This window comes from Mesorhizobium sp. WSM3224 (assembly GCF_000427725.1).
Lineage (GTDB): Bacteria > Pseudomonadota > Alphaproteobacteria > Rhizobiales > Rhizobiaceae > Mesorhizobium.
Genome location: NZ_KE386577.1, coordinates 125,321 through 151,601, shown reverse-complemented (window position 1 = coordinate 151,601; position 26,281 = coordinate 125,321). Strand labels below are relative to the sequence as shown.

The window sequence follows — 26,281 nt, the reverse complement described above, 5'->3', positions numbered from 1 at the left end:
CAGCGGGGGTCAGACCTTCGGGCGCGGCTCGATGATCAGCCATTTGATGATGGCCATGGCCGGCAGTACCCAGAGAAATCCGCTGAGCAGGAAGAACAGGAGATGCGCCGTGGGTCCGTATTCGGCAAGCCTGGTGACCGCGACGGCGGAGGCGATCAGCGCGTAGATGATGACCAGCGCCACCAGCAGTATGGTTCCGATCAGCTTTTTCAGGCGAATGGGCATATCGCGGTCTCGTTGAGCAGCCCCGCTTAGGCCGATTGGAGCCCGCGCGCAACCGTCGCGGTCCGGCGCGACGGCGTGCCGCGCTATGCAGTCTTGCCACGACGCGAGCCTTGGTCCACCAATCGCGCGTTTCAACCGCCGGGAAAGCGAAATGGCTGCCATCACCGCGGCTCCTTATGCCGCACGCGACCGCGACCTGCATAACCGCGCCTTGGTGCGCGGCTGGCTGTACGTCGTGGTGTTTGTGCTGTTCGCGCTGGTGCTGGTCGGCGGCGCGACGCGGCTGACCGAGTCCGGTCTGTCGATCACCGAATGGCAGCCGATCCATGGCGTCATCCCGCCGCTGAATGCTGCCGAATGGCAGGAAGAGTTCCAGCGCTACCAGCAGATCCCGCAATATGCCGAGCTCAACAAGGGCATGAGCATCGAGGCCTTCAAGTCGATCTTCTGGTGGGAGTGGGCGCATCGCATCCTTGCGCGCAGCGTCGGCGTCGTCTTTGCCTTGCCGCTCCTGTTCTTCTGGGTGACGCGGCGTATCGAGCGCGGCCTCAGGCCGAAGCTCGTCGGTATCCTCCTGCTTGGCGGCCTGCAGGGCGCCATCGGCTGGTGGATGGTGGCTTCGGGTCTGGTCGACCGCGTGTCGGTCAGCCAGTACAGGCTGGCGACACATCTGACCCTTGCCGCGTTGATCTTCACCGCGACCATGGTGGTGGCGCGTGGCCTGGCGCCGCATTCCGAGCCGGCTGCCGACCGCTCGACACAGCGGCTCGCCGGCTTCGTCGTGCTCCTGGCGCTGACCCAGATCTACCTTGGAGGATTGGTCGCCGGCCTCGATGCCGGCATGTCCTACAACACATGGCCGCTGATGGACGGGAAGCTGATCCCGTCCGATCTCTTGCTGCTCGAGCCCGCCTGGCGCAACTTCTTCGAGAACCCGAAGACAGTGCAGTTCGTGCATCGCATCGGCGCCTACACGGTGTTCTTGGTGGCGCTATGGCAGATGATCGCCACATGGCGGCGTTTGCCGGGCACCACACATGCGCGCCGCGCCACGTTGCTGTTCCTGCTTGTCGTGGTGCAGGCTTCGATCGGCATCGGCACGCTGTTGATGCAGGTGCCGCTGCATATGGCGCTTGCCCATCAGGGTTTTGCGCTGGTCCTGCTCGGCTTCGCCGCCGCGCATTGGCGCGGCACCAAGGGCGCATATCCGCTGCCGACCGAGGTCAAGGTCAGAAGCTAAGGCGGACCTTGCGAACGGCGCCAGCAACGGCCAACTCCCGGTTCTCGTCGACCGCGTTTTTGTCCTCGCGATGCCAAGCAGCCGACAGGCAGCCATAGGCGATCGCATGGTCGAGGATGGCGCGTGGCGGCTGTCCAAGCGTCCTGCCGAACACTTCGGCCATATGCGCGATCCGGCGCGGATCGAGGCAGAGATCGTCACGGTCGAGCGGATTGTAGAACATGTTCGCCGCGTCGAAGCCGGGATCGCCGATGGCGCCCTTGGGGTCAATCGCCAGCCAGCCGCGCGGCCCGAGCAGGATGTTGTCGTGGTGCAGGTCGCCATGCAGCGGCCTGACGTCACGCGGGTCAAAAAGCAGGCGCTCGGCAATGTCGGCTGCCTCGACATAGAGGCCATGCCGCCCGGCATTCCGGTCGGCTTTGGCCACTCGAAACAAGCTGACATAGCGTTCCCGCAGCGGCTGCAGGTCCGGCGGGGCAGGGTGCTGCGAGCGCGAGAAGAGCTTTGCCATCACCTCGGCCGCGATCGCGGTCGCCGCATCGTCGCCGTGCTCCGCGAGATGCCCGGAAAGCAGCTTGTCGCCGGCATATTCGAGCAGCATGCGATTGCCGTCACGGCCGAGCAGGCGGACCGCGCCTTCGCCGCGCCGCCAGGCGAGGTAATGCTCGCCGCGCAGCTCGTCCGCGACGTCGTCGAAGGGTTTCAGATCCTTGACGATTGCCGGCGAGCTATCCTCGCGCGTCACCTTCCAGATCCGGCTCGAAAATGTCTCGGCAATGAGCTCGGGAGCGCTGATCTTCCAGCGCTCAGGAAACGCCTGCATTGTCGCTTAGAGCATGATGCCGAAAAGTGTGAAGCGGTTTTCGGACGACATCATGCTCTACTTCCTTGATTTAGAGACGGATTCAGATTTCAGGTCGATTCGACCTGAAATCATCCGTCTCTAGTGCTTGATGCCGAGCATGAGGTCCAGGTTCTGCACTGCGGCGCCGGAAGCGCCCTTGCCGAGATTGTCGTAGACGGCGAGCAGCAGCGCCTGCGCCCGCTCGTCATTGGCGAACACATAGACCTTCATCCGGTTGGTGCCGTTATAGACCTCCGGATCGATTTCCGGCATGCGCTCCATATGCGCGTAAGGCGCGACCTCGACCACGCCGCCATCGATCGACGCATAGTGATCTGCGATCGCCGCGTGGAGTTCGGCGCCTGTCGGCACGCGGTCGAGACCGCCGAGCTGCAGCGGCACCACCGTGATCATGCCTTGCGCGAAATTTCCCACTGCCGGCTGCATGATCGGGTCGTGCGACAGCTTCGCGTAGGTGCGGAGCTCCGGCACATGCTTGTGCTGCAGCGTCAGCCCATAGGGAAGGAACTCGGGCGCTTCCTCACCCTTGCCGACATAGTCCTCGATCATCGGTCGGCCGCCGCCGGAATAGCCTGAAATGCCGTTGACGGTAACTGGGAAGTCGGGCGGCAGCAGGCCGGCCGCAACCAGCGGCCGCAACGTCGCGATCGGCCCTTGCGGCCAGCAGCCGGGGTTGGCGATGCGTTTCGCGTTGGCGATCTTCGTCGCCTGGTCCTTGTCCATTTCGGCGAAGCCATACTCCCAGCCCTCGGCGACGCGATGCGCGGTCGAGGCGTCGATCACCTTGGTCGTGTCGTTCTCGATCAGCGACACGCTTTCCTTCGCCGCCGCATCCGGCAGGCAGAGGATCGCGACGTCGGCCGCGTTGAGGAATTCGGCACGGGCGGCGGCTTCCTTGCGACGCTCCGTAGGGATGGAAATGATCTCCAGGTCGCTACGGTCGGCCAGCAGGGCCCTGATCTGCAGCCCTGTCGTGCCGTGCTCGCCATCAATGAAGATCTTCGGTTTCATATCTGCCAGATTCCCTGCGATTCCAATGTTATATGCCGTGCGCGTGATTTACCGCTGCATGATTGCCGTTGCTTAATTCGTCAAGCCTTGCCTTTCGCTCCGCCAGCAGGCCGAGATAGTGCATGGCGATGATCGATCCGGCTATCGCCGTTATATCGGCATGATCATAGGCCGGCGCAACCTCGACGACGTCGGCGCCGACGATGTCGATCTGGCCGAGTTGGCGCAGCGTCGACAGCATCTTGGCCGAAGACGGGCCGCCGGCGACCGGCGTGCCGGTGCCGGGCGCGAAGGCGGGGTCCAGGCAATCGATGTCGAAGGTGAGATAGGTCTTCTTGCCGCCGGTGCGCTCGACGATCGCATAGGCGATGTCGGAGGCGCGCATTTCCTCGACCTCGTGCCCAAAGAGGATTTTTATGCCGAACGTGTCGGGCGCATGGGTGCGGATGCCGATCTGGATCGAGCGGTCCGGATCGATGATCCCCTCTTTCACCGCGCGGGCAACGAAGGAGCCATGATCGATGCGCTTGCCGTCATCCGGCCAGGTGTCCTGATGCGCGTCGAACTGCACCAGCGCCAGCGGCCCGTGGATGGCGGCATGCGCCTTGAGCAGCGGCCAGGTGACGAAATGGTCGCCGCCGAGCGTCAGCAGGAACGCGCCTGATTTCAGGATCTTGGCCGCCTCGCGTTCGATCGTGCCGGGGGTCTTCTGGTGGTTGCCGCTGTCGAGCAGGCAATCGCCATAGTCGACCACCGAGAGGTGCTCGAACAGGTCGCGCGAGAACGGATATTGCGGATCGTTCTCGAGGATTGCCGAGGCACGGCGGATCGCCTGCGGCCCGAAGCGGGCGCCCGGCCGGTTGGTCACGGCGGCGTCAAAAGGAATGCCCCACACGACGGCGTCCGCGCCCTTCACGTCCTTGGTGTATTTGCGCCGCATGAACGACAGCGCGCCGGAATAGGCTGGCTCAAGAGCCGCCCCCGTTTTCGAACGGGCGGTGAACGCGTGGTCGATCTCTTTATTCGCCATTACGGATCCTCGGTTCTCATCGGGGGGCAGCCACCACTACAGAACCGGCACGCAACATGCCAGTCACAGCCTGCGGAAACGGAGCGGCGCTCGGCGAGTGCCACGGCAACACAGGATCTGTATCATTATGGCTGAGACCGCCTTGCTCAACCTTGTACCGGCACCCGCGGCGACCCGTGTCGGCACGGCGGCCGGCGAGCGCTTCCTGGTGCTGGATTCCTGGCGCGGCATCTGCGCGCTGCTGGTGGCGCTGTTCCACTTCCCCACCACCTCGATGGTTTCGCAGAGCGCCTTTGTCGGCGGCTCCTATCTGTTCGTCGACTTTTTCTTCGTGCTCTCCGGCTTCGTCATCGCCAGCGCCTATGGCAGCCGGCTGAATGAGCAGGACGATCTTGCCCGGTTCGCGCTGGTACGCTTTGGCCGCATCTATCCGCTGCATGTCCTGATGCTTGCCGCTTTCGCCGGCTTCGAGGCGCTGCGCCTTGTCCTGCCAGCCCTGCACGGAACGGGTCCCGCACCCTTCACCGCCGGTTTCGACCTGAGAAGCCTCGTCGCCAACCTCTTCCTCTTGCAGGGCATGGGCGTTGCGGATCATCTGAGCTGGAACGCGCCAAGCTGGAGCATTTCGGCCGAGTTCTTCACCTATCTGCTCTTTGCCGCCGTCGTCTTCACCGCCGGCCAGCGTGCCTGGATATGGTTCGTCGCCGCAGCCGTGACGGCGCCCCTTTTCCTGCTTGCGCTGTCGACGCGTCATATGGACGTGTCCTTCGATTTCGGCTTCATCCGCTGCCTCTACGGCTTCTCGCTCGGCGCGCTGCTCGCATGGTTTCAGCACGATTCCATTGCAGAGGCGCGACACGCGCTTAGCGGCGGGGCAGGGCGCCTCGCCTGGACGCTGGCTGAGCTTGCGATGATCGCGGTGATCGCGCTGTTCGTCTCGGCGGCGGGAGATAACGACACCGGCATTGCGGCGCCGGTCGTCTTCGCGCTGGCGCTTTATCTTTTCGCCCATGAAGGCGGATGGGTCAGCGCATTGCTGCGCAGCCGGCCGATGCTGTTGCTCGGCTCGCTCTCCTATTCGATCTACATGATCCACATCTTCGTCCAGGCCCGCATGATCAATGTCGGCGGCCTGATCGAACGCAAGCTCGGGCTCGGCATCGTCGGCGACTTGATGCTGCGCGGCGACCATGCGACCGGCTTCGGCACCGGCTCGCCATGGATCGGTTTTCTGGCTTTGATCGCCATGTTGATCGCCGTCATCGTAGCGTCCTGGTTCACCTGGCACTTCGTCGAAATGCCGGCGCTGGCCTGGTTCCGCCGTCTTTCCAAGCGGATTTGACCCGAGCAATTCCAGGAAAAATGTGAAGCGGTTAGGCTCGGCGACTTCGCCGTAGCCCTTCCGTCCGGAATTGCGCCAAAAACAAGAAGGTTGAGCGGCTCGCCGTTTCCGCGAAACGGCGAGCCGCTCTAACCGCTAGCCGGCTTCGTTCACCTGCCTGTCATGGGCGTCGCTTAACCGGATTGCGATCCGGAACGGAGCGATTCCCGATGCGAACACTCTGGCTGAGCCTTCTTCTGTCCGCCGCGCTTGCCACAATCTCTGGCCAAAGCTTTGCCGGCGAGACACGCGCTGCCCAAATCCTCGACCGCTTCGAACACGCCAACCAGTGGCGCGACCATGTGATGATCGCCGCGCACCGCGCCGGCAGCATGCAGGCCGGCAAGACGCTTTACGCCGAGAATTCGCTCGCCGCGGTCGAGGGCTCGATCGCGATCGGCGCCGAGATCGTCGAGGTCGACATCAGGCGTTCGAAGGACGGCGAGTTCGTCGTCATGCATGACAGCTGGCTCGACCGCACCACCACCTGCAAAGGCGAGGTGGTGAGCTATACGCTTGCCGAGCTGAAGAAGTGCCGGCTGGTGATCGAGGGCACGGGCGCCGTCACCAGTGAGACGGTTTCGACACTGCGCGAGATGCTGCTCACCACCAGGGACAGGATCCTGATCAACCTGGACAACAAGCTCGAGGTAACCGATCTGCCGGGAATGATTGCAATCGCCCGCGATCTCGGCATGGCCGATCAGGTGATCGTCAAGGAGAACCTGTGGAACCGCCAGCGCATCGACGCTGCGAGGGCCGCGCTTGCCCAGGCAGGCGGCGGCTTCCAGTTCATGCCGATCCTCGCTGACGACGCGGTGCATGGTTCTGCTTTTGCTGGCGAGGTCGACAACGCGTTTGCACCGCGCGCCATGGAACTGATCAACTGGCGCAACGGTGCCGAGACGCTGACGACGAGCGGCGGTCAACTGTTCAGCACCCGCATGCGCGCGGAAGCGGTGCGCGGCGACTGGCATCTCTGGGCTGACACCTACGCCATCGTCAACAAGCCGGGCGGCTTCCTCGCCGGCGGTCGTGGCGATGAGCTGGCGGTCGCCGCCAGCCTGCCGCGCGAAGCCTGGGGTTTCTGGGTCGACCGCGGCGCCACCATCATCCAGACCGACGAGCCGAAGGCGGCGATCGACTGGCTGGGAGCGAATGGTTATCGGGTGCCATACACGACGGATGTCAAGCAGGCTGAGCCGGCGCATACGGCGAGCATCAATTAGCCTGGGGTCGGCGCTTCACCCCACCCGGCGCTTCGCCCCTACCTCCCCATCAAGGGGAGGTAGGAGGTCGCGGCTATTCGCCAACGACCGAAGACTGCAAAAGGTTGTGGCAAGCCGCACGGTTGCGAAAGACGGGCGCGGTGCCCTACCTCCCCTTGATGGGGAGGTCGCTGCGCAGCAGCGGGGCGGGGGGGGCGGCGCCGACCTCAAGCTGCTTTCGCGACTCCGTCCAATTCCCTCAGCACATCCCCCGACAACTCCAGCTCCGCCGCCGCAAGATTCTCCCGCAGATGCACAACCGATGACGTGCCTGGGATCAGCAGGATGTTGGGTGAACGCCGTAACAACCACGCCAGCGCCACCTGCATCGGCGTCGCGCCGAGCCGTTTCGCCACGCCCGACAGCGTCGAGGACTGCAGCGGGCTGAACCCGCCGAGCGGGAAGAACGGCACATAGGCGGTGCCGTCGCGGGCGAGGTCGTCGATCAGCGCATCATCGTCCCGGTGCGCCAGATTGTACTGGTTCTGCACGCAGACGATGTCGCAGATCCGCCGGCCTTCAGCGATCTGTGTCCGGGTGACGTTGCTGAGGCCGATATGGCGCACCAGGCCTTTGCGCTGCAATTCGGCAAGCGCGGTCAGCGGCGCCTCGATCGAGCCCTCCGCTGGCCCGTGCACATCGAACATGAGGCGCAGATTGACCACGTCCAGCACCTCGAGTCCGAGGTTGCGAAGGTTGTCATGCACGGCTTGCTCGAGCTCCTTCGGCGAATAGGCCCGCAGCCAGGACGCATCGTCGCCGCGGCGGGCGCCGATCTTGGTGACGATGACGAGGTCGTCGGGATAGGGCGCCAGCGCCTCACGGATCAGCCTGTTGGTGACATGCGGGCCATAGAAATCGCTTGTGTCGATATGGTTCACGCCTTGCGCCGCCGCTTCGCGCAGCACGGCGATGGCCGCGTCGTGGTCCTTCGGCGGACCGAACACGCCCTTGCCCGCGAGCTGCATGGCGCCGTAGCCGAGACGCCGGACCGAACGGTCGCCGAGTTTGTAAGTGCCGGATTTGTCTACGCTGGACATTGTGGTTCTCCTTCGCTGTCGGCGAGGGAGATAGGCCATGGCCGCTGTCATGATAATTGGGTATAGTCGAAACGGCTTGTGCGGATTTTCGAACAATGGCGGCTGAACTCAACGATCTCCAGGCGTTCATGGCCGTGGCACGCGCCGGCGGCTTTCGCGAGGGCGCCCGCGCCACGGCCGGCAGTGCGTCCGCGCTCAGCGAAGCCATCCGCCGTCTGGAAACCCAGCTCGGCGTCAGGCTCTTCAACCGCACCACGCGCAGCGTCGCTTTGACCGAGGCTGGTGCCGGCCTGCTGGCGCGGCTCGGCCCGGCTTTGAGCGAGGTCGAGGCCGCGCTCGATGTGGTAAACGGCTTTCGCGACCGGCCCGCCGGCACCTTGCGCCTCAATGTGCCGATAAGCGCTTCGCGGCTGGTGCTGCCCAAGATCGTTCCGGGATTTCTCGCGGCCTATCCCGCCATCCGCCTGGAGGTGATCGCCGAGGAGAACTTTATCGATCTGCTGGTGGCCGGCTGCGATGCCGGCATCCGCTATGACGAGCGGCTGGAGCAGGACATGATCGCGGTGCCGATCGGACCGCGCACGCAGCGCTTCACCACCTCCGCCGCGCCGGCCTACCTTAACCGGCACGGTCGGCCGCAACATCCCCGTGACCTGCTTGGCCATGCCTGCGTGCGCGGCCGCTTTCCGAGCGGGGTCATGACGCCCTGGGAATTCGAGCGGGATGGTGAGGTGGTGCGGGTCGATACCACCGGACCATTGGTCGTCAGCATCGGTGGAGGCGTCGATCTCGCTATCGATGCGGCGATCGCCGGCGTCGGCATTCTCTGGCTGTTCGAGGACTGGGTGCGCCCATATTTCGAGAGTGGCGTTCTGGAGCCGGTACTGGAGCCGTGGTGGCAAAACTTCTCGGGGCCGTTCCTCTATTATCCCGGGCGCCGGCTGGTGCCCGCGCCGCTGCGCGCCTTCATCGATTACATCAAGGCACCAACTGGGCACTGGTAGCGGAAACAAAAAGGCCGCCCCCAGGCGGCCTTTTCGAAAGCTTGGATCCCGTAACGCTTAGCGCTTGGAGAACTGGAAGCTGCGGCGGGCCTTGGCCTTGCCGTACTTCTTGCGCTCGACCACGCGGCTGTCGCGGGTCAGGAAGCCGCCCTTCTTAAGCACCGGGCGCAGGCCCGGCTCGTAGTAGGTCAGCGCCTTGGAGATGCCGTGACGAACCGCACCGGCCTGGCCGGAGAGGCCACCGCCGATGACGGTGGCGATGATGTCGTACTGCCCGGCGCGATTGGCCGCGACGATCGGCTGGTTGAGGATCATCTGCAGCACCGGGCGCGCGAAATAGCTCGCGAATTCCTTGTCGTTGACAGTGATCTTGCCGGAGCCCGGCTTCACCCAGACGCGCGCGATGGCGTTCTTGCGCTTGCCGGTGGCATAGGCGCGGCCCGACTTGTCGAGCTTCTGGACATGCACGGGCGCGGCCGGTTGCGCGGCGACGGTCCCGAGTTCTGCGAGCGAGGAAAGCTCAGCCATTACGAAGCCCTCTTGTTCTTGGAGTTCAGCTTGGCCACGTCGAGCGTGACGGGCTGCTGGGCGATGTGCGGATGCTCAGTGCCCGCATAGACGCGGAGATTCTTCATCTGGCGACGGCCAAGCGGACCACGCGGGATCATGCGCTCGACGGCCTTCTCGACGACGCGCTCGGGGAAACGGCCCTCGAGCAGCTGGCGCGCGGTGCGCTCCTTGATGCCGCCAGGGTGGCCGGTGTGCCAGTAATAGACCTTGTCAGTGTATTTCTTGCCGGTGAACACCACCTTGTCGGCATTGATGACGATGACGTTGTCGCCATCATCGACATGCGGGGTGAAGGTGGGCTTGTGCTTGCCGCGCAGATGGTTGGCGATGACAGTGGCCAGACGACCGACGACGAGACCTTCGGCGTCGATCAGCACCCACTTCTTCACCACATCCGCAGGCTTCTGCGAAAAGGTAGCCATGGTTTTGCTCTCAGGTTGACCTTTCCCGTCCGCCAGGGACATGAAAAGGCGTTTCTTGTTGCTTGGATTGACGGAGCGGCTGTGCCCGCCAATAACAAAACGGCGGCCGTTAAGGGCCGCTGCTTCGAGACGGCTTATAGGCGAGGGTGCCGAATGCGTCAAGGTAATGCAAAACGAACTTGGTGAATAAAATATAGCAAAAACAATAGCTTGATTGAAAGGTACTATTTTACCACAAGATTGACCTGCACCTATTGCCTCCAGCTAGTGCTTAGCCTCGATTTCCTTGCGGGCGGCGCTTGAGAGAAATGCGGATCTGGTGATGCCGCGCTCGCGGGCTGCGGCATCGATCGCGCGCAAGACACCGCGTTCGAACGTCACATTGGCTCTAACCACCGCGCTGTCATTGTCGATTAGCGGCACCGAGACCAGATACGCTCCCTTGACCAAGGCCGCACGGATTTCCGGACGCGATACGACCGCCTCATGATTGGAAGGCTCTGGAACGGCCATGTCCTCGGCCCAAAGCTGAAGTGCCTCGACTGCATTCGGCACGATATCCTCGGCCTCATCCGCGGCTGAAAAGCAGCCAGGAATGTCCGGAAAGCGAACGCCAAACGCGCTGTCCGGATCCTTCTCGACCAACGCGAAATAGTTCTTCATCAAGGCCTCCTGACTTCCTGCGCACGACTTAGGTCGTCTGAATCCAGCCGGCCTGCTTGGCGATCGCGCGAGCGGTGCCGACTGGCAAATCCTTCTCGGGATGCGGAACGACAAGCACAACGGCGCCTTTCCGGAATTTGTGATGTGAGCCCCGAATCGAAATCAATTCGAAGCCATCGTCCTTCAGACGTTTTATAATACGGCGACTGTCACGCTCGATCACATGTCACCCATGCGCATAAATATACACATCTTGCAGTGGTTTCAAGCCTAAGGGGACTTCCGCGGGATTGAATAGGTTCCGGTGGCGTGCGCCACGGTCTGGCCGTTCGGTCCAGCGACGATGTCGATGTCGAACACCATCAGGCTTTTGCCGAGCTTCAGAATCCGGCAATGGCCGTCGATCGGCCCTGCCCCCGCCTTGCGCATGAAGTTGATGTCGAGGTTGACCGTCACGGAAAGCGCGTCCGGCCCGGCATGGCTGAGCACGCAGACATAACCGCCGATGTCGGCCAGCGTGAAAAGGGCCGGGCCCGAGACCGTGCCGCCGGGACGCAGATGCCGCTCATCGGCATTGAGCCGCACCGTGCAGCCGCCGGGAAACACATCGATCGCCTCGTAGGAGGTGAAGTTGTCGTTGAGCTGCGGATAGACGCTTGCCATCAGTGCATTGACTTCGGCCGCGTTGAGCATTGGCTTCAGATTGCTTTGGGCTGGCATGGGCGGCATCCTATATGAGATGGCAAGCTCCGGGCGAATGGCCTGGACCAAACGGTGCGACGGAGAAAACACGCCTCGCGGCTGTTCTTCAACCGGCAGCATGCTAGTTCTGTTGCTCCATGGGCTGCGGGAGCAAATCGAGAGGTTTTGCGAATGGCTGAAGTCGTTGCCATAAAGCCCGCCATCGCCGATGGCCCCATTGTTGTCAGCCAGGACAAGGGCGTTTTACGCCTCACGCTCGCCAGCCCGCCGGCCAATGCGCTCTCGCTGGCGACGATGGTGGCGCTGCAGGCCGAGTTCGATCGCGTGAAGGCCGACAAATCCGTGCGCGTCATCATCCTGGCGGCGTCCGGCAAGGTGTTCTGCGCCGGCCACGACCTCAAGGAAATGACGGCGCATCGTGCTGAAGCGGATCGCGGCAAGGCCTTCTTCGAAAAGACCTTCGCGGCCTGCGCGAAATTGATGCAGACGATCGTGCGCCATCCGAAGCCGGTGATCGCCGAGGTCGACGGTCTCGCCACTGCCGCCGGCTTGCAACTGGTCGCCAGCTGCGACCTTGCCATCGCTTCGCACGAGGCGACCTTCTGCACGCCTGGCGTCAATATCGGCCTGTTCTGCTCGACTCCTATGGTGGCGCTGTCGCGCAACATCTCGCGCAAGCAGGCGATGGAAATGCTTTTGACAGGCGAGACGATCGACGCCGCGACCGCCAAGGATTTCGGCCTGATCAATCGCATCGTGCCGCGCGAATATCTGAATCAGATTGTCAACAAATACGCGCAAACCATTGCATCCAAATCCTCTTTGGTCGTCAAGACCGGCAAGGAAGCTTTCTACGCCCAAGCCGAAATGGGGCTGGCCGACGCCTATGCCTATACCGGCCGCGTGATGGTAGAGAACATGCTGGCGCGGGATGCGGAGGAAGGCATCGGCGCCTTCATCGGCAAGCGCAAGCCCGAATGGACCGACGAGTAGCGGTTTGAATGAAGCCGCGCCATTCCATCGCTGAAGGTTCGACGTGGCCGCCCGCAAGCAACTGACGCGGCTGAAGGCGCCCTATCTCAAGCGCATCCTGCTTGAGCCGTCTCGGGTCGCGGACTGGGAAAAGTATCCCTGGAGCCTGCCGATCTTCCAGACCCGCGAATTCGAGTTCGAATTCACGAGCGCCATCACCATCATCGTTGGCGAGAACGGCACCGGCAAATCGACATTGCTAGAGGCCATCGGCGCGCTGGCCGGCTATGACGAGGCCGGCGGCGGCAAGGGCTACCGCCCGGTCGACCATTCCATTGCCATCGACAAAAGCGGCGCGTCCCTCGCTGACACGCTGCGCGGCCATTGGCTGCCGAAGGTCACCGCCGGTTGGTTCTTCCGGGCTGAATCCTTCTATTCCGTCGCACGCTATCTCGACCGGGCGGCGCTCGAGGATCCGTTCAAGCCACCACCGCCCGATTTCCTGTCCTGGTCGCATGGCGAAGGGTTTATCCGCTTCTTCGAGGAGCGCTGCCGGCGGCAAGGCATCTACATCCTCGATGAGCCTGAAAGCGCGCTCTCGCCGACGCGCCAGATCGAGCTGCTGAAGCTGCTTCAGCGCATGGAGCGCTCCGGCACCGCGCAGGTGATCATGGCAACGCATTCGCCGCTGCTGATGGCTTGCCCGAACGCGCGGCTCTTCCGCATCAGCCGCTCCGGGCTCGACCTGATCGATTTTCAGGACACCGATCATTTTCGCATGATGCGCGACTTCTGCAGCGATCCGGCTGTCTTTCTCGCCGAAGCGCTGTATGAGGACGAGCCATGAATCACGAGACCTACGACAACGCCTACATCGCCGGCATCCTGAACGCGGTGAAGACCGTCGCGATGGTCGGCGCATCGCCCAACGACGTACGGCCGAGCTACTTCGTGCTGAAGTATCTGCTCGCCAAGGGCTTTTCGGTGTTCCCGATCAATCCTGGCCATGCCGGCAAGGAGATCCTGGGCCGCACTGTCTATGCCAGCCTGGCCGACCTGCCGCAGCCGGTCGACATGGTCGATATTTTTCGCGCCTCGTCGGCGGTGCCGGGGATCGTCGATCAGGTGCTCAAGCTCGATCCGTTGCCCAAGGTTCTCTGGATGCAGCTCGGCGTGCGCCATGACGAGGCGGCTGCCCGCGCCGAGGCGGCCGGCATCAGGGTGGTGATGAACCGCTGCCCGAAGATCGAATATGGCAAGCTGTCCGGCGAGATCGGCTGGACCGGCGTCAACTCCGGCGTTCTGTCGTCGAAGAAGCCGATAATGCGACAGGGCTTCCAGAGCTTTGGCGTACGGCAGAAATAGGCACGCGATAACTCACGCAAAATTATTCCGGGACGAAATGGATTTTCCCGGGCGTTCGTCGCAGATCGTGCCCCGAAAGGTATTTTCTTCTTTGCATTCCAACTCGGGCTTCGCCAAGAATGCCCGGCGATTTTTGAAAGATTTGAGAGGGAGGTCTCGATGACCCGTACGCCCGGTTTCAACACTTTAGCCGTTCATGCCGGCGCCAAGCCAGATCCCGCAACCGGCGCCCGCGCCACGCCGATCTACCAGACCACCTCCTTTGTCTTCGACGATGCCGACCATGCCGCCTCGCTGTTCGGACTGAAGGCCTTCGGCAACATCTACACCCGCATCATGAATCCGACGCAAGCGGTGCTCGAGGAGCGACTGGCAGCGCTGGAGGGTGGCACCGCGGCGCTTGCCGTCGCTTCCGGCCACGCCGCTCAGGTGCTGGTCTTTCACAATCTGATGCAGCCCGGCGACAATTTCGTCGCCGCCAACAAGCTTTATGGCGGTTCGATCAACCAGTTCGGCCACGCCTTCAAGAATTTCGGCTGGGAGGTCCGCTGGGCCGAAGCAAATGATCCAGCGACTTTCGAAAGCCAGATCGACGACAAGACCAAGGCGATCTTCATCGAAAGTCTTGCCAATCCCGGCGGCATCTTCGTCGACATCGAGAAGATCGGCGACATCGCCCGCAGGCACGGCCTGCCGCTGATCGTCGACAACACGCTGGCCTCGCCCTATCTGGTGCGGCCGATCGAGCACGGCGCCGATATCGTCGTGCATTCGCTGACCAAGTTCATCGGCGGTCACGGCAATTCCATCGGCGGCGCCATTGTCGACGGCGGCACCTTCGACTGGTCGAAGTCAGGCAAATATCCGATGCTGTCGGAGCCGCGTCCCGAATATGGCGGCCTTGTGCTGCACGAGACCTTCGGCAATTTTGCCTTCGCCATCGCCGCGCGCGTGCTTGGCCTGCGCGACATCGGCCCGGCGATCTCGCCCTTCAACGCCTTCCTGATCCTGACCGGCCTGGAGACGCTGCCGCTGCGCATGCAGCGCCATTGCGACAATGCGGCTAGCGTCGCCGGCTGGCTCTCCGACCATCCCAAGGTTGCCTGGGTGAACTATCCCGGACTGCCGAGCGACAGGAACAACGCGCTGCAGAAGAAATATTCGCCGCAGGGCGCCGGCGCCGTCTTCACCTTCGGCCTCAAGGGCGGCTACGAGGCCGGCGTCAAGTTCGTCGAGGCGCTGGAACTGTTCTCGCATCTCGCCAATGTCGGCGACACCAAGTCGCTGGTCATCCATCCGGCCTCGACCACGCACCGCCAGCTTTCCGACGAGCAGAAGGTCAAGGCCGGCGCCGGGCCGGACACGGTGCGGCTGTCGATCGGCATCGAGGACGTCAACGACATCGTCGCCGATCTCGATCAGGCGCTCGGCAAGGTCTGATATGTCCGCGTTTCTTGTGGTCGATGTCGACAGCGTCGAACCGGAGGCCGGCGTGCCGGCCCCGGACCGGGTGATCTCGGGCGATCCGAAATTCCGCACCTGGAATGTCGAAGAACGCGATGGCGGCCTCTATGCCGGCATATGGGAATCGACGCCGGGCAAGTGGCGCATCGTCTATGACGAATGGGAGTTCTGCCACATCCTGTCCGGCGTTTCGATCATCGCCGAGGACGACGGTGAGGCGCGCACCATGCGGGCAGGTGACAGTTTCGTGCTGCGGCCGGGTTTCAAAGGGACCTGGGAAGTGCTGGAGACCACGCGCAAGGAATATGTGATCCGGCTTTGAATGGCGGCTACCACGGTGCAGAATTCTGCTCCGCTGCACCCAGGATCAAGGTAACGGCATGAATCCTCGGGTCTGCGCTCCGCTTCGCGTCGCTACGTTCACGGATGATGAAATCGCGTAGGCCTCAACTCAAAACGTGACTGCAATCCTCTCCAGCCCGTGGAAGTGATAGCTGTCGCGGAAGCGCGGCGTCTCAGCCAGGCGCAACTTCGGCAGCCGGTCGAACAGCGTTTTCAGCGAGACCTGCAGCTCAAGCCTTGCCAAGGGCGCGCCGATGCAGAAATGGATGCCGGCGCCGAAAGAAACATTCTTCTGGTCCGCACGGGCCGGGTTGAATGTATCGGGTTTGGCAAAGGCCAAGGGGTCGTGATTGCCCATGCCGAGCAGCATCGCGACCGTCTCGCCTGGCTTGACCAATATGCCCGGCGAAACTTCGATCTCCTCATAGGCGTAGCGCAGGAACATATGCAGCGGCGCGTCGTGGCGCAGGCATTCCTCGACAGCCGCGGCGTTTCTCTCCTGCGTTTCGAAGAAGCGGCGCGGGTCGCCGCCTTGCGCGAGGATCGAGCGCACCGCGTTGCCAGTCTGGTGCACGGTCGCTTCATGGCCGGCATTGAGCAGCAGGATGGCTGACGAAACCAGCTCGTCTTCCGAAAGCTTCTGGCCATTGTCCCGCGCCTCGATCAGCAGCGAAAGGAGATCGTCGCCCGGCTTCTTGCGCCGTTCGGCGACGTAGCCGCGCAGGAAGTCGGAAAAATCGCGCGCGGCGCGGTTGGCCGTGTCTTCGGTTTCGCGCGTGCGGCCGTGCATGTACATGGCGACCATTTGATGCGACCAGTCGAGCAGTTGCGGCCCCATCTCGACCGGAACGCCGAGCATCTCGGCGATGATGGTGATCGGCAAGGGCGAGGCGTAGGCGGGCAGAAGGTCGACGCCGTTTGGCGCGAACCTGTCGATCAGCTCGTTGGCCAATGCCTCGATGCGCGGCCGCAGCCGTTCGACCTGGCGTGAGACGAAGGCGCGGTTGACCAGCGTGCGCAGCCGCGTATGCACCGGCGGCTCCAGTTCCAGCATGGAATTGGCCTCGATCGCATCAAAGGCGACGAGATGCGAGCGGTCGTCGCCCACGCCGCGGCTGTCGGGAATCCCGGCCGGGTTCTGGCGGCCGAAGCGGCGGTCGCGCAGCAGGCGGTTGACGTCATCGAAGCCGCCGAAACACCAGAAACCATAGTCTTCCCAGAAGAAGGCATTCGCGGCGCCATGCAGGAAGGCGTAGGCCTCATAAGGGTTCTGCACGAAGGCCGGCTCGTGTGGGTCGAGACGCAGGCGGCGGCTGGCGGGGTAGAAGTCGAGATAGGCTGGCATCATGGGTTGACCAATACCGCGCCTTGTCAGCCGATGCACGCAGCCAGCATTTCGAATATGTGCGGTTCTGGAATTGGGTGTTTCGATTGGCCAGTTCGAAGTCCACAGCCCAATAGGAGCGATAAGTGGAACCGCTAATGTCCGGCTTTCAGGACGCTTGCCACCTTGGCGGCGATTGCCGCGTCAAGTGCCGGCCAGTTCGCGAGCAGTTCGCGTGGAAAGCGGTAGGTGAGGCTGAGGTCGTCGCCGACCTGGATGTCGCGTTCGCAGGGCGCCAGCGATTCCTCGGCGCTCGGCCCGCTCAGGCAGCGGGCGACGAACGGATCCCTGCCGGGGCGCTCGGCGACGGCCAGCACCTCGTTCAGATAGCCTGATTTTTCCGTGAAGGCATAAACCATCGTCCCGCCCGGACCGGGTGTGCCCGGCTTTTCGATCAGGGCGCTGTAGATCGGCGCAAACCGGCCGCTCATGTCGCGCGACATCATCCGTGGCTCGAACGACAGGAAAATGATCTTCCTGGTCGTCGTACGATTGAAGTCGTCGCGCGCGGCCGTGCTGTAGCCGTCCATCTCGGGATAGCGCAGATAGAGATCGAGACGCGAGGCGATGCCGTCGCGTCGCGCTTGGTCGAAGCGGATGAGGTTTGCCGGCACGCTGATCAGATTGTTGCCCATGACGATCTGGTGCACCGTCGCGTCGTCCGTATAGCCGGCCATGGCGATCGACCGGCCGAGCCATTTGCCACCGACGCTGATAGCAACCGACAGCAGCGCCAGCGCCGCGAAGACATAGAAGACCCGCTTCATCAGCGTCGAATCGACAACCTCGAAGTCCGGGCTCTCGGCGACGGTTGCCTCTTTCATTTGCGATCCCCGATCCGCCACCTGTCCTTCGGCGGCACAGCCTGCGCGGCACAGCTCTTGCAGCGCGTTGGCACGACTGTGCGTTTTCATGGTAAACGGTTGGTAAACATGGGTCCCGTTGTGCTTGTTCTTTACGCTTTTGCGGTCGGTCTCACCGCTTGCGGGCTGGTCGGGTCGGCCATGGAACTGCTGTCCGGCCGACGCTTGGCCTTTGCCGAACCCTATGTTTCGCCGGTCCATATCGTGCGTTCGCTCGCCGCAACGGCTTGCGCCGGGCCGTTCATGCTCACCAACGAGGCCTTGGCCGCCCGGCGCGAGGGCCGCATCGGCACGATGGCGCTATTGTCCTGCGGTTGCACGGCCATTGCCTGGGCGCTGGCCCTAGGCGTCGTGCTCATCGCCATTGCATCCTGGGCGACCGCCAACTTAGGGTCTTTCGAATTCTCTGGTTGAGACGATTCGGAGGCGAAAATGCCGATCTATGCGATCGATGGGAAGGCGCCCGGGTTCGAGGACGCCGATACGAACTGGATTGCACCCGACGCCACGCTGATCGGCAATATCAGGATCGGCCGCCACGCCGGCTTCTGGTTCGGCGTCGTCATCCGCGGCGATGGCGAGCTCATTACGATCGGCGCCGACACCAATGTGCAGGAGCATACAATCATGCACACCGATCCGGGCTTTCCGCTGACCATCGGCGAGGGTTGCACGATCGGCCACAGGGCGCTGCTGCATGGCTGCACGATCGGCGACAACAGCCTGATCGGCATGGGCGCCATCGTGCTGAACGGCGCCAGGATCGGCAACAACTCGCTGGTGGGCGCGGGCGCCCTGGTGACGGAAAACAAGGTTTTTCCGGACAATTCGCTGATCGTCGGCTCGCCCGCCAAGGTGATAAGGACGCTCGACGACCCGGCGATCGAGCGCCTGCGCGTCTCGGCCTCCCACTATGTAGCCAACGCCAAACGCTTCAAGGCCAAGCTGAAGGCAGTGTAGTGGCGGCGAGCCGCTTCGCGCACCGTTAAACGTGGCGGTTGTTCATCGCTTCACGCAGCAGGGAAGCGCCGGCTTCGAAGCCTGCCTGCTCCGCGCCTTCCAGTGCCGTTTCGTAGTCGTCGATACGGGTCCTCAGCGTCGGGTCCGCGCCTGACAGGAGCAGCAGGCGGATCGCTTCAACGTCACGCCGGGCTACCGCATAGTGAAGCGGCGTCCAGTCGTTCACACCGCGCATATCAGGGTTGGCGCCATGCGCGAGCAGGATATGGATGACGTCCAGCCGGTCCGGCCGGTCCGTCGACAATGCGGCAATGATCGAGGGAAACCCGGCGTGATCCTCATAATTCGGGCTCGACCCGGCACCGAGCAAGGCGGTGACGAACGCGGCCGGGCTCCAATAGATGGCATATTCCAGCGGATGGCCGAGGCCGAGCTCGAACGGCATCTTCTCGCCGAACCAGCGCGCCGAGCCGCCGAGCGCTTTGCCAAGGGTCTCGAAATCACCTGCTTTGAAGGCGTCGTCGATCGCCTTGAACAGCTTGGCGCGCTCGCAGCGGTCTTCAGGGATCTCTAACACGATGGCTTACTCGGATCTGCCTCTCCCTTTCTTCTCGGCGGGCTTGACCCGTATCCGCATGGACCCGCCTTTGGGATTTTCGATGTCGAAGGCGGCCGTTTTCCTTACCAGATCGCTCAGTTTGCTGAAGCCGTAGGTACGCGGGTCGAAATCGGAAAAGAGATTTGAGAGCTGCTTGCCGAAAGTGCCCAGGAGCACCCAGCCATCCTCGCTCTCCATCTGGCCGATGACCTTCTTCAGAATGGGCGTAGCGGCCTTCGGCGCCTGAAGCGGCTTCGTCGCCGGAACGGCGTCTTGAGCATTCCCCACGCTATGGAGAAGGTTCTCGGTATAGACGAAACGGCGACATGCCTGCCGGAAGCTCTCCGGGGTCTTTTGCTCCCCAAATCCGAACACGTCGACGCCTTGCTCGCGTATCCGCGCAGCAAGGCGAGTGAAGTCGCTGTCGGAAGAAACCAGGCAGAAACCGTCGAAGCGGCCGCTATGAAGCAAATCCATCGCGTCGATCACCAGTGTGATATCCGAGGCGTTCTTGCCGGTGATGTAGGCGAACTGCTGCTGCGGAATGATCGCGTGCTTCGACAGAACCTCTGCCCAGCCCTTCGACCGGGCGTTCGAGAAATCACCATAGATGCGCCGAACGCTTGCCTCGCCGATTTTCGCGATCTCCTCGAACAGTCCGTCGGCAATCTTCGCGGAGGCGTTGTCGGCGTCGATGAGAACCGCAAGGCGAGGTGATCGGGGTTCGGTCGGCATGCAGAACGTCCCAAGGCTGGCGCGCGATGGAGTTTCGGACCGGACAAAACCGGAAACGAGTTTCACGCTTTCTATGTTGTAGCAGAAGGCGCCCCAAACAGGCCACCGTAACGGTATCGCCAGAAATAGCGGAGCCGGCCCCGGGGACGGGGGCCGGCTCCTAAAACCCGGTCGTTGGGGACGGGGAGGGTGGGGACTCGACCGGGTTTTCTCGTTAAGCGCGCCGCATCATTGCGCCGCGCTTGACCGCTTCGTGCATGTCCTTGCCCAAAACCGCTGTGCGCTGTCGGGCGACATGCTCTTGCGTCCTAGCGGACGCTGGCGACGGCGTCGTCGCGGCCGTCGTTGATGGTGACCCAAACACCCGAATTCTCGGTCGATTGACGCTTGAGATAGGTGTAGACCGTGTCGTTCCAGGCGAGCACCTTCGGCTCGAGATTGTCGAGGATGAATTCGCCGAGGCTGGTGCGCACGGTCAGCACGGCATGGCCGTCGCCATTCGGCTGGCGCACCACCGTCATCAGCAAATTCCCCGCCGGGACGCCCACGGCCATCAGCGCGCGGCGCTTCTCCAGCGCATAGTCTTCGCAATCGCCAACGCCGTTGTCGGGATAGGCCCAGTATTCCTCGACACCGTAGATCTCCATGTCGGTGCGCGGCTTGACGCGGGTGTTGACCGAATTGTTGACGTTGACGATGGTCGCCCAAAGCTTGCGCGTCAGTTCGACCGGCAGGCCCTTCGGCGTCCGCTCGTTGCATTCGACCGGAATGCGCTGGCAGAAATCATAGTGACCGACCGGCTGGGTGGTGCGGCCACCCGTATGCATGAAAGCCGGTCCCGCGCTTGCCGTTCCCCACGCGGAAAGCTGCATCGCCATTGCCAAGAGCAACAGCTTGCCCCTCGTCATTTTCATTATGGTAGTCTCCCCGTTTGAGAAGACTGTGCCACGATGGGATTTATTTGAGGCAAAAACCCGAAGTAGACATTGAGTAAAACGCCAGTAGAATAAACATAAAATTTGAACTATCGCGATCCCGGATTATTCAGATTTTGCCCATCTCGCATCAGATCCTGATGGCGCGCCAATGCATGTTGCCTAGATGTACGCAGCGGTTCTGGGACAACGACATGTATCGAAACAAGACCTAAAGCGCGTCGCCTGAATCCGCTTCTGCGCGACGCGCTTCAGGCGGTCTGCGTCCGGTCCGCCAAAAGAGCGAGGCAACAAAAAAAACCGGCCGTTATCGGCCGGTTCGCTCTGCGCTTGCCGTGCGGTCGCGTCAGGACCGCGGCGCGTTGAATTCTTGATCCAGGGTTTCCGGCCGCTGGATGACGGCGAACTCTATGGCGACGCCGTCCTCGAAATGGCGCACCACCTGGCCGCGCATGGTTCCGAGCATGACCTGGATGCCGATCGCCGGCTTGACGTCGATCTCGACCGCTGCGCCGGAAAGCGACAGGTCGATGATGCGGCACTGATACTGGCGCCCGTCGGTGAGCTGCAGGACGCTCATCGGATTGCGTGGCGCCACACGCTCATGGCGACGATCCTCCGGCAGGTCGAGTTCATGCTTGTTGGCAAGCCAGGTCAGCTGCGCGGCAAGCTTGTCCTTCTTGCGATCGGAGGCGATGACGGTCATGGCGAAGCCGTCCTGCGAAGTGCGCGTCACGACGCCTTCGACACGGCCGATATGGTCGATATAGGCGATTACCTTCTCGCCCGGCATGCCGATGCGGTCAGTGCGCAGCGCAACATTGCCAGGTGACATGTCGATCACCTGGCACGGATGCTCGGTGCGGTCTTCCAGCATGAAGCGTCCGTAAATCTTGACCCGGACACGCTGAAAGTTGCGCCGCTCAGCTCGTGACGGTGCATATTCTACCGCCGCTGACCTCATGACCGCCTGCACCTCGTTGGCATTCCGCGCGACGATGCGAGGAATTTCATCCCAAAACTACAGCGAAGCAGGTTAACAAACGGGAAAAATCGGCCACGAAAGCCTAAGCCCCAAGGCTGGTAGAAGACAGAAAAACCAACGCGGGCGACGCAGAAACCGGACGCGGCGGAGCTTATTCGTGACGCCCGCCGTCGAGGACGACGAGATGGCGGATGCGGCGCACACGGCCGAGTGCCGAAATGGTTTCCGGGGGATCGAATTCGGACGGAACGAGCGAGGGCACCTCGATCGCCGGCCGGTTCTTCAGGAACACCGGCTCCTTCTCGGGATCTATCACCCGGATCGTGTCGATGAGCGCATCGGCGAGCGGGTCGGCGCCCAACCAGAACGGTTTATCGGCGGTGCTGATGACGCCGAGGCAGCGCGGATTCGCGGCGCCCCCGTCCAGTGGCAGCGCCAGAAGCTCGAATTTGTTGGAACGGCCGTTGCGGCTGAAACCCTCGTAAGTCATGAGCAGGACCGATTTCTGATCGAAGACGCCCTGCATGAGCCGCGACACCAGCCGCTGGTCCTTCTCGCGCCAGAGCGAAGGAAAGGAGAAGCCTTTGAGCTCGCGCCCGTAATAGGCGCAGAGCCTTGTGCCGGCCAGCCGGAACACCGCTTCGCCACGGGTGTCGCGCTCGAGGATGAAGGTGTCGGCCAAAAGCGATTTGATGTCCGCCGGCTCCACTTCCGATCGCTTCGGAGCAAGGCGACCATCACGCAGCTGGTTCCAATATTGGAACAGCGCGATCGATCCTTTTTCTTTCATTTCCATTCCGCTCCGCACAATCTGTCTTTTGATGTCCCATCGGCGAACAGACAGGGTGCCCTCCGATGACCTTCATGCGGTGCGGAGCAGGATGCGTGCCAGCATCGTTAACGTTTGTTCACCCTTCGGGGTCGTTAAGGTTAACAAGTGGTTTACATTGCGCGCCACGGAGGCGTGTGGCACACCAAAACCACTCCAAAACGGTCGTTTCAGCAGCGATCGGCAGCACTTTCAGTCAAGGGTTTATGGGGAGCAGGGGGCTCGACCGGCCGTTCAGGGAAATCCTGAACGGCCTTCTTTTTGATTCGCGCCTGTTCTGATTCGCCTTTTTTGCTCGGGAGCTGTGGCGATTGGCTGTTTGTGATTCGAGCGGCCGTGATCTACATGCTCGCCGAACCAGAGTCCCAGACCTGCAAAGGCGCATGAGCGAACCTGTAAGCCCCGCTGAAACCGAACCGAGGCCGGAAGAGGCGCCCGAGCCGCCTCGTCGCGAGCCGGTGTTCAATCTGCCGCCTGCGGTGCTGGCGGTGATCGGCATATGCGTGGCGGTCCATCTGGTGCGCGTCTATCTGCTCACCGATGACCAGGACTTCGCCCTGCTCGTTCGGGCAGCGTTCGTCCCCATTCGCTATTCCGGCCGATACGACCTTGATTTCTATTCCTTTTCCAGCCCTTTCACCTACGCGTTCCTGCATGGCGGCGTGGCTCATCTGTTGATCAACATGGTGTGGCTTGCCGCGTTTGGTTCGCCTTTGGCCAACCGATTTGGCACGCTTCGTTTCGCATTGTTCTTCGCGGTAACAGGCCTCGCCTCGGTCGCACTCTTCTGGGCGCTCCATCCGCTTGGCGAGATGCCGCTGGTCGGCGCGTCGGGCGCGATCTCCGGCATGATGGGAGCGGCGGCGCGCTTTGGTTTTCGGGTCGACCGCTCGACCGGCAAGGCAGCTTTCGCCGGCGAGCCACTGCCGATCGCGGCGGTGTTGCGCTCGCGCGGTGTCATGACATTTCTGGGCGTCTGGATGGTCATAAATCTGGCTACAGGCTTGCTCGGCTTCGCGCCGGGCATCGACGGCCAGATCGCCTGGGAAGCTCATATCGGCGGCTTCGTCGCCGGCTTTTTCGGACTGCGTTTTTTCGATCGTCCATCGCCTGCGGTCTGAGACCCGCTTCCACTTGAAATGCAACCAATCACGGCGCACCATGTTGCCATGCATGTCGCTCAAAAGCGCGAAGCGGTTTTGGGAGAACGACTTGCATCAAAACATAAGCTTAAAGCGCGCTTCGACGCGCTTTAAGCCACCTGGTGCCTTCGCAAGGGCGCCGGGGCGCAAAAGCCGGTCGGGGCGGGGAGCCGGCGTCAACGGCAGTGGAGGACGCCATGACGGTTAAGGCAATTCTTGAAAGCAAGGGCCATGACGTGTTCACGCTCGGGCCCAATGAAAAACTGAGCGAGGCCATTCGCATGCTGGCCGAGCACAGGATCGGCGCGCTCGTCATCACCAACGGCGATCGCAAGATCGTCGGCATTCTCTCGGAGCGCGACATCGTGCGGGTGGTGGCCAAGGAGGGCGCAGCAGCGCTCGACATCGCCGTGCGTTCGGCGATGACGCCGAAGGTGAAGATCTGCAACGAAAACCATACCGTCAACGAGGTCATGGAGATCATGACGAAAGGCCGCTTCCGCCATCTGCCGGTGGAAAAGGGCGGCCAGTTGGACGGCATCGTTTCCATAGGTGACGTGGTCAAGCGCCGCATCGAGGATGTCGAGCGCGAGGCCGAGGAGATCAGGGCCTATATCGCCACCGCCTAGCGGGCGGGAAGGAACTGCAGGCGGGCAGCCGGCGGCATGTAAGCGCAAGCTGCCCGGGGCCTGCGCGCGGCTTTGCGCTTGTTTCGCCGGGCGGTTTGGACTAGCGAGTGACTTTCACTTTTGACGTGAAAATCACGTTTCCAATCCGTAGGCCTCCATGAGCATCATCGACACCCGCACCCCCGACGCAAAACGGCTGATTCCCGGCGCCACCGGCGACTGGGAGATCATCATCGGGCTCGAAGTGCATGCGCAAGTGATCTCGGAAGCCAAGCTGTTCTCCGGCGCCTCGACGTCGTTCGGCGCGGCGCCCAACGGCAATGTCAGCCTCGTCGACGCGGCGATGCCCGGCATGCTGCCGGTCATCAACGAGGAATGCGTCAAGCAGGCAATCCGCACCGGGCTGGGATTGAAGGCCGCGATCAACCACAAGTCGGTCTTCGACCGGAAGAACTATTTCTATCCGGATCTGCCGCAGGGTTATCAGATCTCGCAGTTCAAGCAACCGATCGTCGGCGAGGGCAAGGTTATCGTCTCCGTCGGCCCCGACCGCCAGGGCGAGTTCGAGGACATCGAGGTCGGCATCGAGCGCCTGCATCTGGAACAGGATGCCGGCAAGTCGATGCATGACCAGAACCCGACCATGTCCTATGTCGATCTCAACCGCTCCGGCGTCGCGCTGATGGAGATCGTCTCCAAGCCCGACATCCGCTCGGCCGATGAAGCCAAGGCCTATGTGACGAAGCTGCGCTCGATCATGCGCTATCTCGGCACCTGCGACGGCAACATGGACGAGGGCTCGCTGCGCGCCGACGTCAACGTCTCTGTGCGCCGTCCGGGTGGCGAATTCGGCACGCGCTGCGAGATCAAGAACATGAACTCGATCCGCTTCATCGGCCAGGCCATTGACTATGAGGCGCGTCGGCAGATCGCCATCCTGGAAGACGGCGGCGCCATCAACCAGGAGACGCGCCTGTTCGACGCCGTCAAGGGCGAGACGCGCTCGATGCGCTCAAAGGAAGAAGCGCACGATTACCGCTATTTCCCGGACCCCGACCTTCTGCCGCTGGAGTTCGATCAGGCCTATGTCGATGCGTTGGCGAAGGACCTGCCGGAACTGCCCGACGACAAGAAGGCGCGGCTGGTCGACACGCTCGGTCTTTCAGCCTACGACGCCTCCGTCCTGGTGTCGGAAAAGCCGGTTGCCGACTATTTTGAGAAGGTGGCGGCTGGGCGCGATGGCAAGCTCGCCGCCAATTGGGTCATCAACGATCTGCTGGGTCAGTTGAACAAGGCCGGAAAAGGCATTGAAAATGCTCCGGTTTCGCCTGAGCAGCTGGGCTCTGTGCTCGACCTGATCAAGGAAGGCACCATTTCCGGCAAGATCGCCAAGGATCTGTTCGAGATCGTCTGGAACGAGGGCGGCGATCCGCGCGCGCTCGTCGAGAGCCGCGGCATGAAGCAGGTCACCGACACTGGCGCCATCGAAAAGGCGGTCGATGAGGTGATCGCCTCCAACCCGGACAAGGCCGAGCAGGCGCGCGCCAAGCCGAGCATGGCCGGCTGGTTCGTCGGCCAGGTGATGAAGGCGACCGGCGGCAAGGCCAACCCGCAGGCGGTCAACGACCTCGTCAAGGCCAAGCTCGGCATCGAATAG

At 62.5% G+C, this 26,281-nt stretch carries 31 protein-coding genes; 14 read left to right on the top strand and 17 right to left on the bottom strand.

Going from position 1 to position 26,281, the window contains the following annotated elements; genetic code table 11:
* Positions 1–9 precede the first annotated feature (9 nt).
* Positions 10–225 carry a DUF2842 domain-containing protein gene (locus YU3_RS0134830; RefSeq protein ID WP_027170462.1) on the bottom strand — a complete coding sequence of 72 codons (216 nt, stop codon included), beginning with the start codon at positions 223–225 and terminating at the stop codon, positions 10–12.
* A gap of 151 nt (positions 226–376) precedes the next feature.
* On the opposite strand from YU3_RS0134830, the gene YU3_RS0134825 reads away from it, so the two are divergent.
* Positions 377–1,465, top strand: a complete 1,089-nt coding sequence (locus YU3_RS0134825; RefSeq protein ID WP_027170461.1) for a COX15/CtaA family protein — start codon at positions 377–379, stop codon at positions 1,463–1,465.
* Here the strand turns inward: YU3_RS0134825 and YU3_RS0134820 are convergent.
* The 3 genes from YU3_RS0134820 to speB all read right to left on the bottom strand — a co-directional run bounded on the left by YU3_RS0134820 (position 1,455) and on the right by speB (position 4,371).
* Complete coding sequence (locus YU3_RS0134820) at positions 1,455–2,288, bottom strand: aminoglycoside phosphotransferase family protein (RefSeq protein ID WP_027170460.1); 834 nt, start codon at positions 2,286–2,288, stop codon at positions 1,455–1,457. The two genes, YU3_RS0134825 and YU3_RS0134820, sit on opposite strands and share 11 nt — an antisense overlap.
* 120 nt (positions 2,289–2,408) lie before the next feature.
* Positions 2,409–3,341, bottom strand: coding sequence for an N-acetyl-gamma-glutamyl-phosphate reductase (argC, locus tag YU3_RS0134810; protein WP_027170459.1), 933 nt, complete (start codon positions 3,339–3,341; stop codon positions 2,409–2,411).
* Positions 3,342–3,369: 28 nt separating this feature from the next.
* Positions 3,370–4,371, bottom strand: coding sequence for an agmatinase (speB, locus tag YU3_RS0134805; RefSeq protein WP_027170458.1), 1,002 nt, complete (start codon positions 4,369–4,371; stop codon positions 3,370–3,372).
* A gap of 127 nt (positions 4,372–4,498) precedes the next feature.
* Between speB and YU3_RS0134800 the strand changes: the two genes are divergently transcribed.
* Together YU3_RS0134800 and YU3_RS0134795 are read left to right on the top strand one after the other, a co-directional pair.
* Positions 4,499–5,713 (top strand): acyltransferase, encoded by a 1,215-nt coding sequence (locus tag YU3_RS0134800; RefSeq protein WP_027170457.1) that lies wholly within the window; start codon positions 4,499–4,501, stop codon positions 5,711–5,713.
* Between the two features lie 209 nt (positions 5,714–5,922).
* Complete coding sequence (locus YU3_RS0134795) at positions 5,923–6,981, top strand: glycerophosphodiester phosphodiesterase family protein (RefSeq protein ID WP_027170456.1); 1,059 nt, start codon at positions 5,923–5,925, stop codon at positions 6,979–6,981.
* Between the two features lie 206 nt (positions 6,982–7,187).
* Here the strand turns inward: YU3_RS0134795 and YU3_RS0134790 are convergent, their stop codons facing one another.
* Positions 7,188–8,060, bottom strand: coding sequence for an aldo/keto reductase family oxidoreductase (locus tag YU3_RS0134790; protein ID WP_027170455.1), 873 nt, complete (start codon positions 8,058–8,060; stop codon positions 7,188–7,190).
* Between the two features lie 95 nt (positions 8,061–8,155).
* Between YU3_RS0134790 and YU3_RS0134785 the strand changes: the two genes are divergently transcribed.
* Positions 8,156–9,064, top strand: coding sequence for a LysR family transcriptional regulator (locus tag YU3_RS0134785; protein ID WP_027170454.1), 909 nt, complete (start codon positions 8,156–8,158; stop codon positions 9,062–9,064).
* 57 nt (positions 9,065–9,121) lie between these two features.
* On the opposite strand, the gene rpsI is transcribed toward YU3_RS0134785, so the two are convergent.
* The 5 genes from rpsI to YU3_RS0134760 all read right to left on the bottom strand — a co-directional run bounded on the left by rpsI (position 9,122) and on the right by YU3_RS0134760 (position 11,439).
* Complete coding sequence (rpsI, locus tag YU3_RS0134780) at positions 9,122–9,592, bottom strand: 30S ribosomal protein S9 (RefSeq protein WP_036260393.1); 471 nt, start codon at positions 9,590–9,592, stop codon at positions 9,122–9,124.
* Positions 9,592–10,056, bottom strand: a complete 465-nt coding sequence (gene rplM / locus YU3_RS0134775; protein ID WP_027170452.1) for a 50S ribosomal protein L13 — start codon at positions 10,054–10,056, stop codon at positions 9,592–9,594. Before rplM ends, rpsI begins: the two co-directional genes overlap by 1 nt.
* Positions 10,057–10,320: 264 nt before the next feature.
* Positions 10,321–10,719: a type II toxin-antitoxin system HicB family antitoxin gene (locus YU3_RS0134770; RefSeq protein WP_027170451.1), complete on the bottom strand. Its 399-nt coding sequence runs from the start codon at positions 10,717–10,719 to the stop codon at positions 10,321–10,323.
* Positions 10,720–10,747: 28 nt separating this feature from the next.
* A complete protein-coding gene (locus YU3_RS0134765) occupies positions 10,748–10,939 on the bottom strand; it encodes a type II toxin-antitoxin system HicA family toxin (RefSeq protein ID WP_027170450.1) in 192 nt (63 codons plus the stop codon).
* A 50-nt stretch (positions 10,940–10,989) separates the two neighbouring features.
* Complete coding sequence (locus YU3_RS0134760) at positions 10,990–11,439, bottom strand: PaaI family thioesterase (RefSeq protein WP_027170449.1); 450 nt, start codon at positions 11,437–11,439, stop codon at positions 10,990–10,992.
* A 153-nt stretch (positions 11,440–11,592) separates the two neighbouring features.
* Between YU3_RS0134760 and YU3_RS0134755 the strand changes: the two genes are divergently transcribed.
* From YU3_RS0134755 to YU3_RS0134735, 5 genes are all read left to right on the top strand, one after another.
* The gene (locus tag YU3_RS0134755) at positions 11,593–12,414 is read left to right on the top strand and encodes an enoyl-CoA hydratase (RefSeq protein WP_027170448.1); all 822 of its coding nucleotides are present in this window, start codon (positions 11,593–11,595) and stop codon (positions 12,412–12,414) included.
* Between the two features lie 43 nt (positions 12,415–12,457).
* Positions 12,458–13,240, top strand: a complete 783-nt coding sequence (locus YU3_RS0134750; RefSeq protein WP_027170447.1) for an AAA family ATPase — start codon at positions 12,458–12,460, stop codon at positions 13,238–13,240.
* Positions 13,237–13,758, top strand: a complete 522-nt coding sequence (locus YU3_RS0134745) for a CoA-binding protein (RefSeq protein WP_027170446.1) — start codon at positions 13,237–13,239, stop codon at positions 13,756–13,758. Before YU3_RS0134750 ends, YU3_RS0134745 begins: the two co-directional genes overlap by 4 nt.
* A 159-nt stretch (positions 13,759–13,917) precedes the next feature.
* Positions 13,918–15,198 carry an O-acetylhomoserine aminocarboxypropyltransferase gene (locus YU3_RS0134740; RefSeq protein ID WP_027170445.1) on the top strand — a complete coding sequence of 427 codons (1,281 nt, stop codon included), beginning with the start codon at positions 13,918–13,920 and terminating at the stop codon, positions 15,196–15,198.
* A 1-nt stretch (position 15,199) separates the two neighbouring features.
* Positions 15,200–15,544: a cupin domain-containing protein gene (locus tag YU3_RS0134735; protein WP_027170444.1), complete on the top strand. Its 345-nt coding sequence runs from the start codon at positions 15,200–15,202 to the stop codon at positions 15,542–15,544.
* Positions 15,545–15,673: 129 nt separating this feature from the next.
* Here the strand turns inward: YU3_RS0134735 and YU3_RS0134730 are convergent, their stop codons facing one another.
* Both YU3_RS0134730 and YU3_RS0134725 read right to left on the bottom strand, forming a co-directional pair.
* A complete protein-coding gene (locus YU3_RS0134730; RefSeq protein WP_027170443.1) occupies positions 15,674–16,912 on the bottom strand; it encodes a cytochrome P450 in 1,239 nt (412 codons plus the stop codon).
* Positions 16,913–17,043: 131 nt separating this feature from the next.
* Positions 17,044–17,772: a hypothetical protein gene (locus YU3_RS0134725; protein ID WP_027170442.1), complete on the bottom strand. Its 729-nt coding sequence runs from the start codon at positions 17,770–17,772 to the stop codon at positions 17,044–17,046.
* 108 nt (positions 17,773–17,880) lie between these two features.
* Here YU3_RS0134725 and YU3_RS0134720 point away from each other — a divergent pair, with 108 nt between their 5' ends.
* Positions 17,881–18,225 carry a hypothetical protein gene (locus YU3_RS0134720; RefSeq protein ID WP_027170441.1) on the top strand — a complete coding sequence of 115 codons (345 nt, stop codon included), beginning with the start codon at positions 17,881–17,883 and terminating at the stop codon, positions 18,223–18,225.
* Between the two features lie 18 nt (positions 18,226–18,243).
* On the top strand, positions 18,244–18,771 hold the full coding sequence (locus YU3_RS0134715) for a gamma carbonic anhydrase family protein (RefSeq protein WP_027170440.1): 528 nt from the start codon (positions 18,244–18,246) through the stop codon (positions 18,769–18,771).
* Between the two features lie 25 nt (positions 18,772–18,796).
* Here YU3_RS0134715 and YU3_RS0134710 read toward each other — a convergent pair whose 3' ends face one another.
* From YU3_RS0134710 to YU3_RS0134690, 5 genes are all read right to left on the bottom strand, one after another.
* On the bottom strand, positions 18,797–19,348 hold the full coding sequence (locus tag YU3_RS0134710; RefSeq protein WP_027170439.1) for an ankyrin repeat domain-containing protein: 552 nt from the start codon (positions 19,346–19,348) through the stop codon (positions 18,797–18,799).
* Between the two features lie 6 nt (positions 19,349–19,354).
* Positions 19,355–20,104, bottom strand: coding sequence for an NYN domain-containing protein (locus YU3_RS38345; protein ID WP_156913711.1), 750 nt, complete (start codon positions 20,102–20,104; stop codon positions 19,355–19,357).
* A 308-nt stretch (positions 20,105–20,412) separates the two neighbouring features.
* Complete coding sequence (locus YU3_RS0134700; protein ID WP_027170438.1) at positions 20,413–21,018, bottom strand: transglutaminase-like cysteine peptidase; 606 nt, start codon at positions 21,016–21,018, stop codon at positions 20,413–20,415.
* A 367-nt stretch (positions 21,019–21,385) separates the two neighbouring features.
* On the bottom strand, positions 21,386–22,003 hold the full coding sequence (locus YU3_RS0134695; protein WP_027170437.1) for a PilZ domain-containing protein: 618 nt from the start codon (positions 22,001–22,003) through the stop codon (positions 21,386–21,388).
* A gap of 172 nt (positions 22,004–22,175) precedes the next feature.
* Entirely contained in the window at positions 22,176–22,814 is a 639-nt protein-coding gene (locus YU3_RS0134690; RefSeq protein WP_027170436.1) for a PAS domain-containing protein, read from the bottom strand.
* A gap of 422 nt (positions 22,815–23,236) precedes the next feature.
* Here YU3_RS0134690 and YU3_RS0134685 point away from each other — a divergent pair, with 422 nt between their 5' ends.
* The 3 genes from YU3_RS0134685 to gatB all read left to right on the top strand — a co-directional run bounded on the left by YU3_RS0134685 (position 23,237) and on the right by gatB (position 26,281).
* Positions 23,237–23,974: a rhomboid family intramembrane serine protease gene (locus tag YU3_RS0134685; RefSeq protein ID WP_027170435.1), complete on the top strand. Its 738-nt coding sequence runs from the start codon at positions 23,237–23,239 to the stop codon at positions 23,972–23,974.
* A 218-nt stretch (positions 23,975–24,192) separates the two neighbouring features.
* Positions 24,193–24,624 (top strand): CBS domain-containing protein, encoded by a 432-nt coding sequence (locus YU3_RS0134680; protein ID WP_027170434.1) that lies wholly within the window; start codon positions 24,193–24,195, stop codon positions 24,622–24,624.
* Between the two features lie 157 nt (positions 24,625–24,781).
* Entirely contained in the window at positions 24,782–26,281 is a 1,500-nt protein-coding gene (gatB, locus tag YU3_RS0134675) for an Asp-tRNA(Asn)/Glu-tRNA(Gln) amidotransferase subunit GatB (protein ID WP_027170433.1), read from the top strand.

Excerpts from the sequence above, each read along its gene's own strand:
- YU3_RS0134830 (WP_027170462.1), bottom strand. The coding sequence starts at position 225 with ATGCCCATTCGCCTGAAAAAGCTGATCGGAACCATACTGCTGGTGGCG.
- YU3_RS0134825 (WP_027170461.1), top strand. The coding sequence starts at position 377 with ATGGCTGCCATCACCGCGGCTCCTTATGCCGCACGCGACCGCGACCTG.
- YU3_RS0134820 (WP_027170460.1), bottom strand. The coding sequence starts at position 2,288 with ATGCAGGCGTTTCCTGAGCGCTGGAAGATCAGCGCTCCCGAGCTCATT.
- argC (WP_027170459.1), bottom strand. The coding sequence starts at position 3,341 with ATGAAACCGAAGATCTTCATTGATGGCGAGCACGGCACGACAGGGCTG.
- speB (WP_027170458.1), bottom strand. The coding sequence starts at position 4,371 with ATGGCGAATAAAGAGATCGACCACGCGTTCACCGCCCGTTCGAAAACG.
- YU3_RS0134800 (WP_027170457.1), top strand. The coding sequence starts at position 4,499 with ATGGCTGAGACCGCCTTGCTCAACCTTGTACCGGCACCCGCGGCGACC.
- YU3_RS0134795 (WP_027170456.1), top strand. The coding sequence starts at position 5,923 with ATGCGAACACTCTGGCTGAGCCTTCTTCTGTCCGCCGCGCTTGCCACA.
- YU3_RS0134790 (WP_027170455.1), bottom strand. The coding sequence starts at position 8,060 with ATGTCCAGCGTAGACAAATCCGGCACTTACAAACTCGGCGACCGTTCG.
- YU3_RS0134785 (WP_027170454.1), top strand. The coding sequence starts at position 8,156 with ATGGCGGCTGAACTCAACGATCTCCAGGCGTTCATGGCCGTGGCACGC.
- rpsI (WP_036260393.1), bottom strand. The coding sequence starts at position 9,592 with ATGGCTGAGCTTTCCTCGCTCGCAGAACTCGGGACCGTCGCCGCGCAA.
- rplM (WP_027170452.1), bottom strand. The coding sequence starts at position 10,056 with ATGGCTACCTTTTCGCAGAAGCCTGCGGATGTGGTGAAGAAGTGGGTG.
- YU3_RS0134770 (WP_027170451.1), bottom strand. The coding sequence starts at position 10,719 with ATGAAGAACTATTTCGCGTTGGTCGAGAAGGATCCGGACAGCGCGTTT.
- YU3_RS0134760 (WP_027170449.1), bottom strand. The coding sequence starts at position 11,439 with ATGCCAGCCCAAAGCAATCTGAAGCCAATGCTCAACGCGGCCGAAGTC.
- YU3_RS0134755 (WP_027170448.1), top strand. The coding sequence starts at position 11,593 with ATGGCTGAAGTCGTTGCCATAAAGCCCGCCATCGCCGATGGCCCCATT.
- YU3_RS0134745 (WP_027170446.1), top strand. The coding sequence starts at position 13,237 with ATGAATCACGAGACCTACGACAACGCCTACATCGCCGGCATCCTGAAC.
- YU3_RS0134740 (WP_027170445.1), top strand. The coding sequence starts at position 13,918 with ATGACCCGTACGCCCGGTTTCAACACTTTAGCCGTTCATGCCGGCGCC.
- YU3_RS0134735 (WP_027170444.1), top strand. The coding sequence starts at position 15,200 with ATGTCCGCGTTTCTTGTGGTCGATGTCGACAGCGTCGAACCGGAGGCC.
- YU3_RS0134730 (WP_027170443.1), bottom strand. The coding sequence starts at position 16,912 with ATGATGCCAGCCTATCTCGACTTCTACCCCGCCAGCCGCCGCCTGCGT.
- YU3_RS0134725 (WP_027170442.1), bottom strand. The coding sequence starts at position 17,772 with ATGAAAGAGGCAACCGTCGCCGAGAGCCCGGACTTCGAGGTTGTCGAT.
- YU3_RS0134720 (WP_027170441.1), top strand. The coding sequence starts at position 17,881 with ATGGGTCCCGTTGTGCTTGTTCTTTACGCTTTTGCGGTCGGTCTCACC.
- YU3_RS0134715 (WP_027170440.1), top strand. The coding sequence starts at position 18,244 with ATGCCGATCTATGCGATCGATGGGAAGGCGCCCGGGTTCGAGGACGCC.
- YU3_RS38345 (WP_156913711.1), bottom strand. The coding sequence starts at position 20,104 with ATGCCGACCGAACCCCGATCACCTCGCCTTGCGGTTCTCATCGACGCC.
- YU3_RS0134700 (WP_027170438.1), bottom strand. The coding sequence starts at position 21,018 with ATGAAAATGACGAGGGGCAAGCTGTTGCTCTTGGCAATGGCGATGCAG.
- YU3_RS0134695 (WP_027170437.1), bottom strand. The coding sequence starts at position 22,003 with ATGAGGTCAGCGGCGGTAGAATATGCACCGTCACGAGCTGAGCGGCGC.
- YU3_RS0134690 (WP_027170436.1), bottom strand. The coding sequence starts at position 22,814 with ATGAAAGAAAAAGGATCGATCGCGCTGTTCCAATATTGGAACCAGCTG.
- YU3_RS0134685 (WP_027170435.1), top strand. The coding sequence starts at position 23,237 with ATGAGCGAACCTGTAAGCCCCGCTGAAACCGAACCGAGGCCGGAAGAG.
- YU3_RS0134680 (WP_027170434.1), top strand. The coding sequence starts at position 24,193 with ATGACGGTTAAGGCAATTCTTGAAAGCAAGGGCCATGACGTGTTCACG.
- gatB (WP_027170433.1), top strand. The coding sequence starts at position 24,782 with ATGAGCATCATCGACACCCGCACCCCCGACGCAAAACGGCTGATTCCC.